General features: G+C 59.5%; 14 protein-coding genes. 11 read left to right on the plus strand and 3 right to left on the minus strand.

Annotated features, from left to right (window positions below; genetic code table 11):
* Nucleotides 1–176: 176 nt before the first annotated feature.
* Nucleotides 177–1,913, plus strand: coding sequence for a hypothetical protein (locus D7X94_RS03195; RefSeq protein ID WP_120426260.1), 1,737 nt, complete (start codon nucleotides 177–179; stop codon nucleotides 1,911–1,913).
* Nucleotides 1,914–2,252: 339 nt separating this feature from the next.
* Here the strand turns inward: D7X94_RS03195 and D7X94_RS03200 are convergent, their stop codons facing one another.
* On the minus strand, nucleotides 2,253–2,444 hold the full coding sequence (locus tag D7X94_RS03200) for a hypothetical protein (RefSeq protein ID WP_120426261.1): 192 nt from the start codon (nucleotides 2,442–2,444) through the stop codon (nucleotides 2,253–2,255).
* A 147-nt stretch (nucleotides 2,445–2,591) separates the two neighbouring features.
* On the opposite strand from D7X94_RS03200, the gene D7X94_RS03205 reads away from it, so the two are divergent.
* The 9 genes from D7X94_RS03205 (at nucleotide 2,592) to D7X94_RS03240 (ending at nucleotide 10,641) form a co-directional block, all read left to right on the plus strand.
* The gene (locus D7X94_RS03205; RefSeq protein ID WP_120426262.1) at nucleotides 2,592–3,125 is read left to right on the plus strand and encodes a tRNA (cytidine(34)-2'-O)-methyltransferase; all 534 of its coding nucleotides are present in this window, start codon (nucleotides 2,592–2,594) and stop codon (nucleotides 3,123–3,125) included.
* Nucleotides 3,126–3,137: 12 nt separating this feature from the next.
* Complete coding sequence (locus D7X94_RS03210; protein ID WP_120426263.1) at nucleotides 3,138–3,722, plus strand: pentapeptide repeat-containing protein; 585 nt, start codon at nucleotides 3,138–3,140, stop codon at nucleotides 3,720–3,722.
* A gap of 156 nt (nucleotides 3,723–3,878) precedes the next feature.
* Complete coding sequence (locus D7X94_RS03215; RefSeq protein ID WP_120426264.1) at nucleotides 3,879–4,682, plus strand: 2-oxo acid dehydrogenase subunit E2; 804 nt, start codon at nucleotides 3,879–3,881, stop codon at nucleotides 4,680–4,682.
* 128 nt (nucleotides 4,683–4,810) lie between these two features.
* On the plus strand, nucleotides 4,811–6,109 hold the full coding sequence (locus tag D7X94_RS03220; RefSeq protein ID WP_120426265.1) for a phosphoglycerate kinase: 1,299 nt from the start codon (nucleotides 4,811–4,813) through the stop codon (nucleotides 6,107–6,109).
* A gap of 58 nt (nucleotides 6,110–6,167) precedes the next feature.
* On the plus strand, nucleotides 6,168–6,311 hold the full coding sequence (locus D7X94_RS18315) for a hypothetical protein (protein WP_158590876.1): 144 nt from the start codon (nucleotides 6,168–6,170) through the stop codon (nucleotides 6,309–6,311).
* Nucleotides 6,312–6,567: 256 nt separating this feature from the next.
* A complete protein-coding gene (tpiA, locus tag D7X94_RS03225) occupies nucleotides 6,568–7,338 on the plus strand; it encodes a triose-phosphate isomerase (protein WP_120426266.1) in 771 nt (256 codons plus the stop codon).
* Nucleotides 7,339–7,757: 419 nt separating this feature from the next.
* The gene (locus tag D7X94_RS03230) at nucleotides 7,758–8,525 is read left to right on the plus strand and encodes a class I SAM-dependent methyltransferase (protein WP_199714997.1); all 768 of its coding nucleotides are present in this window, start codon (nucleotides 7,758–7,760) and stop codon (nucleotides 8,523–8,525) included.
* A 211-nt stretch (nucleotides 8,526–8,736) separates the two neighbouring features.
* Entirely contained in the window at nucleotides 8,737–10,248 is a 1,512-nt protein-coding gene (gene gpmI / locus D7X94_RS03235) for a 2,3-bisphosphoglycerate-independent phosphoglycerate mutase (RefSeq protein ID WP_120426268.1), read from the plus strand.
* Nucleotides 10,249–10,305: 57 nt separating this feature from the next.
* Nucleotides 10,306–10,641 (plus strand): DUF3784 domain-containing protein, encoded by a 336-nt coding sequence (locus tag D7X94_RS03240; protein WP_120426269.1) that lies wholly within the window; start codon nucleotides 10,306–10,308, stop codon nucleotides 10,639–10,641.
* A 484-nt stretch (nucleotides 10,642–11,125) separates the two neighbouring features.
* On the opposite strand, the gene D7X94_RS03245 is transcribed toward D7X94_RS03240, so the two are convergent.
* Complete coding sequence (locus tag D7X94_RS03245) at nucleotides 11,126–11,383, minus strand: cupin domain-containing protein (RefSeq protein ID WP_243111132.1); 258 nt, start codon at nucleotides 11,381–11,383, stop codon at nucleotides 11,126–11,128.
* A 148-nt stretch (nucleotides 11,384–11,531) separates the two neighbouring features.
* Nucleotides 11,532–12,815, minus strand: coding sequence for a chloride channel protein (locus D7X94_RS03250; protein ID WP_120426478.1), 1,284 nt, complete (start codon nucleotides 12,813–12,815; stop codon nucleotides 11,532–11,534).
* Nucleotides 12,816–13,013: 198 nt separating this feature from the next.
* On the opposite strand from D7X94_RS03250, the gene D7X94_RS03255 reads away from it, so the two are divergent.
* The gene (locus D7X94_RS03255; RefSeq protein WP_120426270.1) at nucleotides 13,014–15,245 is read left to right on the plus strand and encodes a glycoside hydrolase family 3 protein; all 2,232 of its coding nucleotides are present in this window, start codon (nucleotides 13,014–13,016) and stop codon (nucleotides 15,243–15,245) included.

A 15,245-nucleotide genomic window follows, 5' to 3' on the forward strand; every position in this document is an offset into this window, starting at 1 on the left:
GGACACAACGCCAAGGGTGCGCAAGGAGAAAGCCCGGCTTCGTTGTGTCTCATGAGTTTTCTCCCATCGCGTGAAGCGCTTGTTTTGCTTCGCAAAATCCGGAGAAAACTCCCTTTGGGTTTGTACTATTTATGGATATCATGTAAGGGTAAATTTCCTGTTCAAGGAGCAAGAATATGGACAAGCAATATGAGATATACTGGGTATGCTTCCCTCTGCGGGACAGCATGGATTCCCTCCACGGCGACCTGGCCGTAGCCCGTCGGGAGTATTTCCAAAAGGGCCGCAAGCCCGTCCGGGTCTATAAGGAGCGCGCTCTTTGCGGCTTCGACGGCCAGGTGCGGGGAAAGCTCTCTGTCGGAGGCATATACTGGAAAAAGCGGGTAAAAGGATTCGGCCGTCCCGTGCTGGAAGAGGCTTTCAGCCAGCGGGACGGCTGGGTGGTGGTTGTCCGGGATTTCCGGGGCGCGATTGTCAGCCGGATCTATTTTGACAGAGGCCACGTCTGGCAGAGAAGCGAATATTATGAGCCCTGGGACGCCTCCACCGCCCGGGTGATTTTTCGCCCCGACAGCCAGGAGGGCGCTATTCAGCGCTGGGACTGGGATCCTGAAAAAAAGGCCTACCGCGCCCTTTCGCTCTACCCCACCCCCTATCGCTTTGGCAGCGCGGAGCAAAGCCTTGTGGACGCCCGCCTGGGAACGCCGCAGCTGCTGCTGCTCACCTCTTCGGGCGAGCTGGGATTCTGTTCCCAGAAGGAGTCCCAGGCCCGTCTGGAGGCCATGGAGGAGGTCAGCACCGGAACAATGGTCCTAATGCCCGCCTGGGAGGTGAAGGAGGGGGAACTGGTGGACGGCGGAGAGCCTGCCATCACCTTCCCCAGCCTGGAGGAGTACGCGAAGATCCAGCCCCCTGCCCAGGAGGAGTCCACCCCGCTGATAGAGGCCGGGGATTCCGACGGGCTCTCCGAGCCTGTGGAGGATTTCTCCCCGGGAGAGGAGGACGTGCTGCCCCCCCAGATGCAGGCCGCCCTTTCTGAGGCAGGGGAGGCCGTCCGGGCGCTGCTCCAGGATTCCGGCCTGGAAGAGCCCGGCAAGGAGGAGGAAGCCTCCACCCCGGCCACGGAGATTCAGCCGGAAAAGGGGGACGCTCTCCCGCCGGCCCAGGAGGCCAAGGGGAGCGCCCAGCCCCCACAGAAAACATCCAAAGAACCCGATTCTTTGCCTATGGAGGCGGAATCCGCCCCTGAGCCCGGCCCGGAATCCCAGCCGGGAGAGGGCTTAGAGGCCATTCTCGCCGAGGCCGCCGCGAAAGCCTCCGGAGAACTGGAGCTCCCCGGCTACACAGGGGGTATCCGAGGGGGAAAGGCCTCCGGCCGGGGTCGGGCCCAGCAGCCCGGCGGGGCCACCTCTTATGAGGGAGAGTATCTGGACGGCAAGCGCCACGGCTTCGGCTCCTATTACTATAAAGATGGCAATCTGTGCTACGCGGGCTCCTGGAAGGAGGACCGCCGGGACGGCCTGGGGGTCTCCTTCCGGGACAGCGATCACGCCCTGCATGTGGCCAACTGGCAAGAGGGCCAACCCCAGGGACTGGTCACCCTCTTTGACAGCGAGGGGAACCTGCGCTACAGCGGCCGCATGGAAAACGGCAAAAAAGAGGGGGCCGGGGTGGTGATCAACGGCAAAGACGGCACGGTCTTTGTGGGACAGTGGTCCGGGGGCGAAGCCACAGGCCTGGGCTCCGCCTTTGACCGGGACGGGCGGCTGCTCTATTACGGCGGCTGGAAGGACGGCAAGCGCCACGGCCACGGCACGGAGTTTGACCAGACCGGCGGCGTGGTGTTCGACGGGGAATTCCGGGACGGGAACTACTATAACGGCGTGCTCTACCAGAAGTTGCAGAATCCGTAGGTTTTTTTGAAGCAATAGAAGGTCTTCGGGCGCACAAGACTTGGCAAAGCCAAGTCTGCCGCGCCCTACGGCAAGACCTTGGGGCTTTGCCCCAAACCCCACAAGGGGCCTAACGCCCCTTGACCGCGCAATGTGGTTCGTTAGGGCGCTTCCAACTAACCAGGGTAAAGTTTTCGTCCACCTTTTTCAAAAGGTGGTGGGGGTGGAGGGGGCAAAGCCCCCTCCCCGCCGGAGGCCTGCAAACACTCCCACGAACACGCCCTGGCAAAAAGCCGGGCATTCTCCAAAAAGGAAAATGCCCGGCTCTCCCGCCGCCTTTTGTTTAACCCAGTCTCCCGCTCACTTGAGCATTTTTTCCATATCGCCGATGATATTCCCCACGGTGTGGATGGCCCGGCTGGCGTTCTTCTTCATATGGGCGGCCTTCTTGTGGGAACCGGACATGGCCTTGGTCCCGATGGCGGCCACCAGCCCGCCGGTGAGCAGCCCCAGTCCCACGCCCTTGGCAACGTTCATGCTCTGTTTGTACATCCCGTCAATCCTCCTTAAAATAATTAGAAAATGCAACAGCCTCAACACGGTTGTCAAACTCATTTTTCCCGCCTCTTCCCCTGTTTATAATCAAAGAATGCAAAAGGTTTAAATTTACAAGAACGCCCGGCAGAAAGGAGCCTCGTTATGGCAAGCCTGCACATTGTTCTGGTGGAGCCGGAAATTCCCCAGAACACCGGCAACATCGCCCGCACCTGCGCGGTGACCGGCGCTTCTCTGCACCTGGTGGGCCCCATGGGCTTTACCCCCACAGACAGCCGCCTGCGCCATGCGGGCCTGGATTACTGGCGTTTTTTGTCGCTCCATCAATATGATAGCCTGTCCGAGTTTTTCGAAAAAAACACTGGGAATTTTTTCTTTTTCTCCACCAAAGCCCAGTGCCGACACTCAGATCTTTCCTATCCGGACAACGCCTATCTATTCTTCGGAAAGGAATCCGCCGGGCTGCCGGAGCGCCTGCTCTTCGAAAATCCGGACCGCTGCGTGCGCATCCCCATGCTGGACGGGGCCAGAAGCCTGAACCTCTCCAACTCTGTGGCCATTGGCGTGTTCGAGGTGCTCCGCCAGTGGGATTATCCAGAGCTGGAATGCCGGGGCGAGCTGCGAAGCTACGACTGGGCCGCAGCGAAAGCCGCCCATCCCCATTCTGAGTTTTTGTAAGGAGGCCGCGCCATGCCTGCAAGCTATTTCGAGGGCGAGAAGTTCCGGGGCTTGAGCTTTATAGAAGAGCGCTTCCAGGGCCTCACCCTGGTGGACTGCGCCTTTCAGGACTGCGTGTTCGAGAGCTGCGCATTCCTCCGCTGCGTGCTCACGGAATGCCGGTTTCTGAACTGCCGGATCACGGACCCCAAATGCGAATACAGCCAAGTAAAATTCCTCACCCTGGAAAACTGCTCCCTTACCGGGGTCAACTGGGGCCTTCTGTTGCCCACGGGAGGCTTTGGGGACCCCCTGGAGCGGATGGAGGCCTGCCGTCTAAAATACAATTTTTTCACTGGGATAGACCTGCGGCGCTTCTCCTTTTCCGGGACCGCCCTTCAAGGCTGCATGTTCGCGGAGTGCAATCTGATGGAAAGCAATTTCCAGAACTGCGGCCTCCACGAGACGGAGTTCTTCCGCTGCGACCTGACCGGCGCGAATTTCCGAGAGGCGGTAGGATACAAGGTGGACGTGCCCAGCTGCACGGTAAAGGGGGCGAAATTTTCCCTACCGGAAGCCGCGAATCTTCTTTATAGCCTGGGAATCCAGGTGGACTGACAAGCTGTTTTCAGCCGTAGGAAACAGCCTGTCCGCATATTTCTTCTTCCGCCAGATGGGGAAACTTGTTATCATAGGCTTATCGGTTTTGAGGGTGGCGCTCGCCGCGCTGCTACGGGAAAGCCATTGTATGGAATCTTTTTTGGAGGAATCATTATGGCAGAAAATTTGAACACCCATCCTTTAAGTCTGCAAAGACGGCTGGTGGCCTACAAAACTTACGCCGCCTGGCAGGAGGTGCCCCATGTGGCCTACCAATATGAGCCAGACGCCACGGATTTTCTCACGGAATTTCAGAAACTGAAGGAGGACTTTTCCCATAGGGGGATCCGGCTGAGCATAAACACCGTCCTTCTGAAAGCCGTGGCCTTGGCGCTGAAGGAGGCCCCCATTCTCAATTCCCGCTTTACCTATGATCCAGAGCAGCACAACGGTGAAATCGCGGAAAATTCTCAGATCAACCTGGGCGTACCCTGGCTACTGCCCCAGGGCGGCATGATGACCCTGACCATCCGGGACGGCGGAAGACAGGACTTAGCAGGAATTGCCGGGCAGGTGGAAGCCATTCGGGAAAAGGTGGAGAAAACCGATTTTACCAAGCTCTTTATGGCCACAGCCAGGCCGGAGTTTCCCTTCGACCCAGGAGAGGGCCTCTCCCCCGCGGATATTGAGGGCGGCACAGTCACTGTCTCCAATATCGGCTCCATCTGCAAAAGCCCCGGGCAGTTCGCCCTGCTGGAAATCCTTCCGCCCCAGGTCTTTGCCGCGGGCATTTCCGCTATACAGGAACGCCCCGGCGTATATGTGAATGACGCGGGCGAAAAGGTTCTGGGCATACGAAAAATTCTGCCTATGTGCCTGGTTTTCGATCACAGGGTGCTGGACTTCAGCGACCTTGTGCCCTTTGTCTCCCGGCTGGACCGGCTCTTCCAGGATCCCCAGGAGATCTTTTCCTGGTAAAAATTTTAAGAAAGCGGCTCTTTTCCGCAAAGTTTTGCTTGAAAAGAGCCGCAGTTTGTTATACAATATTTGGTAGTAGTGCGCGTGTTTTTGCCACTGGATTTCTATGATGAAGGAGTGCTCCCAAAATGAATTATCTCAACAAAAAGACCGTTGAAGACATTGACGTTTCCGGAAAGCGGGTTCTGGTCCGCTGCGACTTTAACGTCCCCATGAAGGACGGCGCCATCACCGACACCAAGCGGATCGTCGGCGCGCTGCCTACTGTGAAGTACCTCAGCGACCACGGCGCGAAGGTCATTCTCTGCTCCCACATGGGCCGTCCCCACAATATCTTCAACGATACCGTAAAGCTGGACAAGAAGGAGAAGAAAAAGGTGGAGGCCCTGCCCGAGGCCGAGCAGGCCGAGGCCACCGCTAAATTCCTGGAGGCCGCCAAGGGCGACGTGGAGAAATTCTCCCTGGCCCCTGTGGCCGCCGAACTGGGCAAGCTGCTGGGCAAGAAGGTCGTCATGGCCAAGGACGTGATCGGCCCCGACGCCAAGGCGAAAGCCGCCGCCCTCAATGACGGCGACGTGATGATCATCGAGAACATCCGCTTCCACTCCGAGGAGACCAAGAACGACCCCGAGTTCGCCAAGGAGCTGGCCTCCATGGCCGACATCTATGTAAACGACGCCTTCGGCACCGCCCACCGCGCCCATGCCTCCACCGAGGGCGTCAGCCACTATCTGCCCGCCGTGTGCGGCTACCTGATTCAGAAGGAAATCACCGTCATGGGCGGAGCTCTCACCGAGCCCAAGCGCCCCTTTGTGGCCATTCTGGGCGGTGCGAAAGTCTCCGACAAGATCGGCGTCATCGACAACCTGCTCTCCAAGGTGGACACCCTGATCATCGGCGGCGGCATGGCTTACACCTTCTTCCGGGCCCAGGGGCACACCATCGGCACCTCCCTGTGCGAAGAGGATAAGATCGACCTGGCCAAGGCCACCCTGGAGAAGGCCGAGAAGGCCGGCGTAAAGTTCCTGCTGCCCGTTGACACCAAAGTGGGCAAGGAGTTCGCCCCGGACACCGAGAGCCAGGTGGTGGATTCCACCGCCATTCCCGACGGCTGGATGGGTCTGGACATCGGCCCCAAGACCATCGAGCTGTTCAGCGACGCCGTGAAGGGCGCGGGCACTGTGGTCTGGAACGGCCCCATGGGCGTCTCCGAGTGGGATAATTTCGCCAAGGGCACCATCGGCGTGGCCAACGCCGTGGCCGAGAGCGGCGCCATCTCCATCATCGGCGGCGGCGATTCCGCGGCGGCTGTGGAGAAGCTGGGCTTTGCGGACAAGATGACCCATATCTCCACCGGCGGCGGCGCCTCTTTGGAATTCCTGGAGGGCAAGGTGCTGCCCGGCATCGCCTGCCTCAACGAGAAATAATTGGCTATCTGGGAGGGCGGGGGTATCTCCGCCCTTTCTTTTGAAAGAAGGGATTGCTATGGGAGACAAAGTTTTCGGCGCGTTTCTTCGGCTGATCATCACCCAGCTGAAACGGATCCGCGCCCAGCGGGATCCATCTGAGAAAGACAAACTTCTGAAAGAGCTGATCGAGGACCTGGAAGAGACCAACATGCTTGACTAGGGAGTGGCTAAATCACGCATTTTTTGAAGTAGTAGGGGGCCTTCGTCGGCACAGAGACGCCGACTCTGGCAAGACTGTGGGACATTGCTGAGGCACATCCTATCACTTTTGAAAAAGTGGACAAAACTTTTACCCTGGACGGCTTTGGCTGATCCAGCGGGCCGTCCTTTGGCCCGAAGGCTTTCCATTACTTCAAAAAACGTGCGCTTTGGACACGCCCCTTAACTAAACCAATTTAAATGGAGGACAAAGCACTATGAATAAAGAACTGCGCAAGGCCGTGATCGCCGGCAACTGGAAGATGAATAAGACCCCCCAGGAGGCCAAGGAGCTCATTGCCGCCATCGCCCCCCTGGTGAAGGACGCGGGCTGCGACGTGGTGGCCTGCACCCCCTTTGTGGACCTGAGCGCCGCCCAGGAGGCTGCCGCCGGCACCAACATCCAGATCGGCGCGGAGAACTGCCACTGGGCCAAGTCCGGGGCCTTCACCGGGGAGATTTCCGCCGAGATGCTCAGCGCCATGGGCGTGAAGATCGTTATCATCGGCCACAGTGAGCGCCGCCAGTACTTCGGCGAGACGGACGTCACCGTCCATGACCGGGTGCGGGCCGCCCTGGACGCTGGCCTCACCGTGATCCTCTGCGTGGGCGAGACTCTGGAGCAGCGGGAGCAGGGCATCACCAATGAGCTCTGCGCCATGCAGACCAAGATCGCCCTGGGCGGCGTGTCCGCCGAGGAGCTGAAGCGGGTGATCATCGCCTACGAGCCCGTGTGGGCCATTGGCACCGGCAAGACCGCCACAGCCGAGCAGGCCAACGAGGTCTGCGCCGCCATCCGCCAGACCATCAAGGAAATCTACGACTGCGCCGCCGGCGACGGCATCACCATCCAGTACGGCGGCTCCATGAATGCTGCGAACGCCGCCGAGCTGCTGGCCCAGCCCGATGTGGACGGCGGCCTCATCGGCGGGGCCTCCCTGAAGCCCGCCGACTTCGCCGCCATTGTGGAGGCCGCGACCAAGGGCTAAATCCCCCTGAAAGCCGAGGTGGCCTTTTTGGCACATATTCGAGATATCTGCCCGGTGCGGAGTTTTTCCGGCGCCTGCACTGGGCTGAAAGCACGGAGGGCCTAGTCCCCCGCCCGTTCCGCCGGAAATTCTGCACCGGAAATTGAGTATTTTTTGAGAGTGATGATGGCCTCTGGCAGGGAGGGGCTTCGCCCCCTCCACCCCCACCACCTTTTGAAAAAGGTGGACGAAAACTTTACCCTGGCTAGCTGTGTGGGATAAATCCTGACATGTTGCGCGGTCAAGGGGCGTTAGGCCCCTTGCGAGGTGTGGAGCAGAGCTCCACGACCTTGCCGCAGTGCGAAGCACGGAGGCCACACAGTATTACTCTCAAAAATATAACAAAACTTATATAATACTGAATGAAGGAGCAGAATAATATGAACAAGTCTTTTGAAGAAATCTGGAAAGCCGAAGAGCGCGCCGCCCGGATCCACGGCTGGGATTTTTCCCATCTGGACGGGCGCTACACGGAGGAGACGGACCTGCCCTGGGACTTCCGGGCCCTCATCGAGGAATATCTGCGCCCAGATCACCGGCTGCTGGACATGGACACCGGCGGCGGGGAATTCCTCCTGAGCCTGGGGCACCCCTATGGGCTCACCAGCGCCACGGAGGGATATCCCCCCAACGCCGCCCTCTGCCGGGAGACCCTCTCCCCTCTGGGGGTGGATTTCCGCGAGGCAGACTGCCTGGAGCCCCTGCCCTTTGAGGACGGCCGGTTTGACGTGGTCATAAACCGCCACGGCGACTTTGTGCCGGAGGAGCTCTTCCGGGTTCTGAGGCCCGGCGGTGTGTTCCTCACCCAGCAGGTGGGGAGCAAAAACGACCGGGAGCTGGTGGAGCTGCTGCTGCCCGGCGAGCCGCCCCCCTTCCCCGAAAATCATCTGGAGGAGCAGCGCCGCCGCTTTCAGCGGGCCGGCTTCGTCATTCTTCGGGGAGATGGGGCCTTCCGCCCCATCCGGTTCTTCGACGTGGGGGCTCTGGTGTGGTTCGCCCGGGTGATCCCTTGGGAGTTCCCCGGATTCTCCGTGGAGCGCTGCCTGCCCCGGCTGGAAGAGGCCCAGAGGCTTCTGGAGCGGGACGGCTGTGTGGAGGGAACTATCCACCGGTACTTGATCGTCGCCCAAAAGCCCCCGCTTTCCTAGGGCGTGTTCCCATATGCTGAGTATGCGGATTTTTGAGCAGATTTTTGGCAGATTCAAGGCAAAAATTCGCAGACGTACTTGCCGTACTTCAAGAATTTTTAACGCAGAAGATGGCGAAAATCTGCCAAAAAGGCGTGTACGAACGCTTATGTGAACACGCCCCAAATCCCAGGACTCCCCTGGAAGCCAGCACAAGCAAGGAGGTATATACTTGAAAAAGCCTTTAGTTTTAATGATTCTGGACGGCTTCGGCATCGCCCCGGACGAGGGCAATGCCATTGTGGCCGCCAGCACCCCCAACTTGGACCGCATCCTCAAGGAGAACCCCGTCACCAAGATCGGAGCCTCCGGCCTGGACGTGGGCCTGCCTGACGGCCAGATGGGCAATTCCGAAGTGGGCCACACCAACATCGGCGCGGGCCGCATCGTCTACCAGGAGCTCACCCGCATCACCAAGTCCGCCGAAGAGGGGGACATGGCGAAGAACCCCGCCCTGCTCCACGCCATGGAGTCCGCCAGGGACAACAACAAGGCCCTGCACTTTATGGGCCTTCTGTCTGACGGCGGCGTCCATAGTCACAACACCCATCTCTATGCCCTGCTGAAAATGGCCAAGAGCCTGGGGCTCACCAAGGTCTTTGTCCACTGCTTTCTGGACGGCCGGGACGTGCCCCCCTCCAGCGGCAAGGACTACGTGAAGGAGCTGGTGGAGAAGATGGAGGAGATCGGCGTGGGCAAGGCCGCCACGGTCATGGGCCGCTACTACGCCATGGACCGGGACAACCGCTGGGAGCGGGTGGAGAAGGCCTATGCCGCCATGGTCTACGGCGAGGGCGTCGAGGCCGACTGCCCCATCTGCGCGGTGCAGAATTCCTACGACCAGGAGGTCACCGACGAGTTCGTGGTTCCTACCGTATGTAAGGGCGCGGAGCCCATCCAGGCGGGCGACTCCATCATCTTCTACAATTTCCGCCCCGACCGGGCCCGGGAGATCACCCGCACCCTGGTGGATCCGGAATTCGGGGGCTTTGAGCGCCGGAAGGGCTTCTTCCCTCTGAACTACGTGTGTATGACCCAGTACGACGCCACCATGCCCAACGTGGACGTGGCCTACAAGCCCGAGAGCCTCACGAACACCTTCGGCGAGTACCTGTCCAACCAGGGCATGACCCAGCTGCGCATCGCCGAGACGGAGAAATACGCCCATGTGACTTTCTTCTTCAACGGCGGCGTGGAGAAGCAGTACCCCGGCGAGGACCGGATTCTGGTGAAGTCCCCCGCCGTGGCCACCTACGACCTGCAGCCGGAGATGAGCGCCTACGAGGTCACGGACAAGATGGTGGAGGCCGTGAAGTCCGGCAAGTACGACGCCCTGATCCTCAACTATGCCAATTGCGACATGGTGGGCCACACCGGCGTGTTTGAGGCAGCGGTAAAGGCCGTGGAGGCCGTGGACACCTGCATCGGCCGGGTGGAGGCCGCGGTCAAGGAGATGGGCGGCTGTATTCTGCTCACTGCGGACCACGGCAACGCCGACAAGATGGTGGACGACGACGGCACGCCCTTCACCGCCCACACTACCAATCCGGTGCCCTTCTGCGTGATCAACCACCCCTGCGAGCTCCGGGAGGGCGGCCGCCTGGCGGACATTGCCCCCACCATGCTGAAGGTGCTGGGCCTGCCCCAGCCCGCCGAGATGACCGGAGAGAGCATTATAAAGTAAAGGGACCTGTACCCTTGAAATATTGCGCAATTGGCTTTTTGAAAGGAGGCTGTTGGAATGGAAACTCCTGCCATGATCGGCCTGGCCGTGTTTATTGCGATAAGTCTTGGGCTTGTAGGGCTTTCGATCCCCCTGCTCCTGGGCAAGGGAACCTGGCTCATCGCCGGGTACAACACCATGAGCGCCGAGGAAAAGGCCCGATGGGACGGCTCGGCCCTGGCCAGATTCACCGGAAGAGTGTTGCTAGCCATCGGACTGGCAACTCTGCTCTTTGGGGCAGGCCTCTTTCTCCTGGCCCTGGAATGGCTCACCTGGTTCTACCTGGCAGTTGTGGTCGGTCTGAGCATTTTCGCCGCTGTCTACTGCAACACCAGCGGCCGGTTCAGAAAGTAATACTTTATTGGAGCATGTGATGGCCTTCGGCGGCAAGAGTTCGTTAGACTTCGTCTTACGAACTCTTGCCCTGGACTGGACCACACTTTTTGAAAAAAGTGTGGATCAAAAACTTTTACTTTGTCTAGCTTTATTTCACCCAGTTAACCAGGGTAAAAGTTTTGTCCACTTTTTCAAAAGTGGCGGGGTTCTTAGGGGGCGACAATCGCCAGTGGCGATTTCCCGTCGCCGACCGAGTCGGCAGACGAGACCAGCCGAGACCCAGAGCCCCTAAGCGCCGAAGCCGCACCCCTTGCGGCGGAGGCCACACAGTATTACTCTCAAAAAGTATCGCTAACGCCAAAAGGACCTCCCCAAAAAATCTGGGGGAGGCCCTTTTCCTTATTTTTTCCACCTGTTTCCGGTAACGGCACACCTTGCCGCCGGTCTTGCTGAGATTTGGGAAGGGGCAATCCAATGAAAAGACATAGATGCCTCCGCTGGTTTAGAAGGACACCGTCAGCTGCATTTTAAACCGCTCCTCCCCATATACCGCATGGGGAATGTCTTTCGGCATAATGAGCGCATCCCCGGCTGTGAGGATAAATACTTCCCCGCCAACCGTGAACCGCCCGGTGCCCTCTAACACGGTCGCCATTGCGTCGCCTCCGGCGGCGTGGGTAGAAATCTCCTCCCCTTTGTCAAAGGAAACCAGCGTCATGCTTACCAGCTGTCCCGGCTGGTATAAGTTAACGCAGTTCAAAAGAGGTAGAGTACCTCTTTTGAACCAGGCGACGTAGCCGCCCAGCTTGAAAATCGGTAAATACCGATTTTCAAGTGCGTTTACTATGGTCCACCTGATCCTTCAGCTTCACTACGGCCCACTTCTCAACATTCTTATACATACCGGCTCACTCCTGTTCCTTTTCCGGGTTCTGTCTTACCCGGCGTTTGATTTTTGAGAAAATGATCACCTGACTGCTATAGAGCCCAAAATATCCCGAAAGCACAAAGGAAACCGCGATTGCCACGGCGAAAAGGCCCAGATTGGAGGTGGAGAACATCTCCGCCGCTAGAAAAAGCGTAGCGATTGGGCAGTTCACCACGCCGCAGAACACCGCCACCATCCCCACTCCCGCGGCAAAGCCCGGGCTCAGTCCCAGCAGCGGCCCAATCGCGCATCCGAAGGTGGCCCCGATGAACAGCGTGGGCACAATCTCCCCGCCGCGAAACCCCGCCCCCACGCAGAGAGCCGTCAGGGCCAGCTTTACCAGAAACGCCCAGGAATCCGCCTCGCCGTTTACCGCCCTATCAATCATGTGGGCCCCGGCCCCGGCATAGTCCCAGAGCCCAAAAATATTTACCAGCACCGCCATCAGGCCGCCCCCACAGGCAATGCGGAGATAGGGATTCTTAAGGAGCTTTTCCGCCCAATGCCCCGCCCCGTGAATCACCATGCATAATAGGATGGCCACCCCGGCGCATAAAGCGGCTAAAATCCCCACCTGAAGAACTGTTTCCAGGCTGGCCTGGGGAATGCCTCCCTTCAGGTCATATTGCAGCGTACCGCCTCCTATCCAGCTGTTCACAGCGGACGCCATATATGAGGCCAACACGCAGGGCAGAAACGCACCATAATGGATCCTGCCCACACAGATTACTTCCAGGACAAACACTGCCGCCGCCAGGGGCGTACCAAACATGGCGGAAAAGCAGGCCGCCATGCCGCACATGGAAAGCACCCGTACATCGTCCTCGTCAAACCTGAGCAGCTCGCCAAAATTGTGCCCGACGCTGCCTCCCAGCTGCAAAGCCGCCCCCTCCCGGCCCACCGACGCGCCAAACAAATGAGAGAGCAGCGTGCCCGCCGCGATCAACGGGGCCAGCAGAATCGGAATATGCTCGTTGGTGGTAACAGACTGAATAATCAGGTTGGTCCCTGCCCCAAAACTCACCTTGCACAGCCGGTACAGGAGCAGCGTCACCAGCCCCGCCGCCGGAAGGAACCAGATGATGTAACCATGCTCCTGCCGGAATGCTGTGGCCCATCCGATGCCGCTGTGAAACAGCGTGCCCAGCAGTCCCCCGATTCCTCCAACCAAAAGTGACGCCAGCACCCATTTTAAAAACGCCAGAACATACTCCCCCGAGGCTTTTGCCCCGTCACGCAGCTTTTCCCGGTCCCATATCCGCATTTCCAGCGCCTCCCGCTCCAAATTTCATACGTCCTTATTATACTCCCAAATTTTTCCGTTTACAAGGCTTTATCTGGGAAGGTGGCGCAAAACGCGATTTGGGCGCTCCCTTCCAGAATTTTAGTTGACATTGCTGGAATTTCCCGATATAATAGAATTATATATAGGCTTTTTCCCAATAAAAAGCAGGAGGTATTTATGGCAACACAAGAGAAATTTGGGGTTACCGTACATAAGAACCCCGGCGGGCCGGATATCGCCACGACCGGAGCAAAAATTTTAGAGAAAGACGGCCTCTTCTTCAAGGATCTGGCCGGAACCGGAGAACTGCTCCCCTATGAGGACTGGCGGCTGGATATTGAAGAGCGGGCCAAGGATCTGGCCGGGCGGCTCTCCATAGAGGAAATCGCCGGGCTCATGCTCTACTCCCCCCACCAGATGGTGCCCGCCGGGCCCCACGGCCCCTTCCCGGGCACCTACGGCGGGAAAACTCTGGAGGAGAGCGGCGCGGCCCATTGGGAGCTTACCGACCAGCAGAAAAACTTCATAGAGCGGGACCATGTGCGCCATATCCTGGCCATGGTCCTGGAAAACGCAGAAACCGCCGCCAAATGGAGCAACCGGCTCCAGAGCTTCGCGGAAAGCCTGCCCTGGGGCATTCCCGTGAATATCTCCAGCGATCCCCGGCACGGCTCCAGCAGCGCGGGCGCGGAGTACAAGTCCGGGGCCGGGGACGTGTCCAAGTGGCCGGAGGGGCTGGGCATGGCCGCTACCTTCTCCCCAGAGCTGTGCCGGGAGTTCGGCAAAGCCGTTTCCGAGGAGTACCGGGCCATGGGTATCACCACCGCCCTGTTCCCCCAGGTAGACCTGGCCACAGAGCCCCGCTGGATGCGCTTTGAGGACACCTTCGGCGCCCACCCGGACATGGTGGCCGACATGAGCAGAGCCTATTGCGACAGCCTGCAAACCACGGAAAACTCTCCCACCGGCTGGGGCAAAGACAGCCTCTGCGCCATGGCCAAGCACTGGCCCGGCGGCGGCCCCTGTGAGGGGGGCCGGGACGCCCACTATCCCTTTGGCAAGTTCGCCGTGTATCCGGGAAACAACCTCTCCGACCACCTGAAGCCCTTCCTGGAGGGCGTGTTCCGCCTGGAGGGTCCTACCGGTAGGACCTCCGCCATCATGCCCTATTACACCGTCAGCTGGGGGCTGGACCAGAAAAACGGCAAGAACGTGGGCAACTCCTATAGCGAGTACCTGATCCGCGACCTGCTCCGGGAAAAATACGGCTACGACGGCGTGGTCTGCACCGACTGGGGCATCACCGCCGACCCGAGCCCGGAGATCGATTCCTTCTCCAGCCGCTGCTATGGGGTGGAGGACCTCTCCGAGGCCGAGCGCCATCTGCTGGCTATTGAAAACGGGGTGGATCAGTTCGGCGGGAACTCCGCCATCGCCCCTATTCTAGAGGCCTACGAGATCGGCTGCCGGCGCCACGGGGAAGCCGCCATGCGCAAACGGATGGAGGAGTCCGCCGTGCGCCTGTTGCGGAACATCTTCCGGTGCGGGCTCTTCGAGAACCCCTACCTGGACCCCGCTGAAAGCGTAAAAACCACAGGCTGCGAGGCCTTCTGCCAGGCTGGCTACCAGGCCCAACTGAAGTCCCTGGTCTTGGTGAAAAACCAGGGCGCGCTGCCCCAGCGGGACCGGAAAAAGGTGTTCATCCCCGCCCGGCATATTGGGCCCATGAAGGCCTTCTTCCGCAGCGACCTGCCCGCCCAAGACATCCAGCCCATCTCAAGAGAGCTGGTGGAAAAATACTACGACTGGGCCGAAACGCCGGAAGAAGCGGACTTCGCCCTGGTATTCATCGAGAGCCCCCTTTCCGATGGCTACTCCCAGGCCGACCGGGACGCGGGCGGCAACGGCTATGTGCCCATTTCCCTGCAATACCGGCCCTATCGGGCGGATGCCGCCCGGAAGGAGAGCATCGCCGGAGGCGATTTCCGGGAGGATTTCACCAACCGGAGCTACAAGGGCAAAACCGGAACCGCCGCCAACGAGGCCGACCTGGATCTGGTATTAAATGCCAAGAGGGCCATGAGGGATAAGCCTGTCATCGTGGTGCTGCGGATGCACAAGCCCACCGTTCCGGCAGAATTTGAGCCCAGCGCCGACGCCATCCTCGTGGACTTTGGCGTGCAGAGCCAGGCCATTCTCGATCTGGTCAGCGGCAGGGCTGAGCCTAGCGGCCTGTTGCCCGTGCAGATGCCCGCCAATATGGACACGGTGGAGCGCCATTGCGAGGACGTGCCCCTGGACATGGAGCCCTACCGGGACTCCGCCGGAAACGTCTATGACTTCGCCTTTGGCCTGAACTGGAACGGCGTGATCTCCGACGGCCGCGCCCGCCGGTATCCCAAGCCCTGA

The sequence above is a fragment of the Acutalibacter sp. 1XD8-33 genome, assembly GCF_003612555.1.
Taxonomy (GTDB): domain Bacteria; phylum Bacillota; class Clostridia; order Oscillospirales; family Acutalibacteraceae; genus Acutalibacter.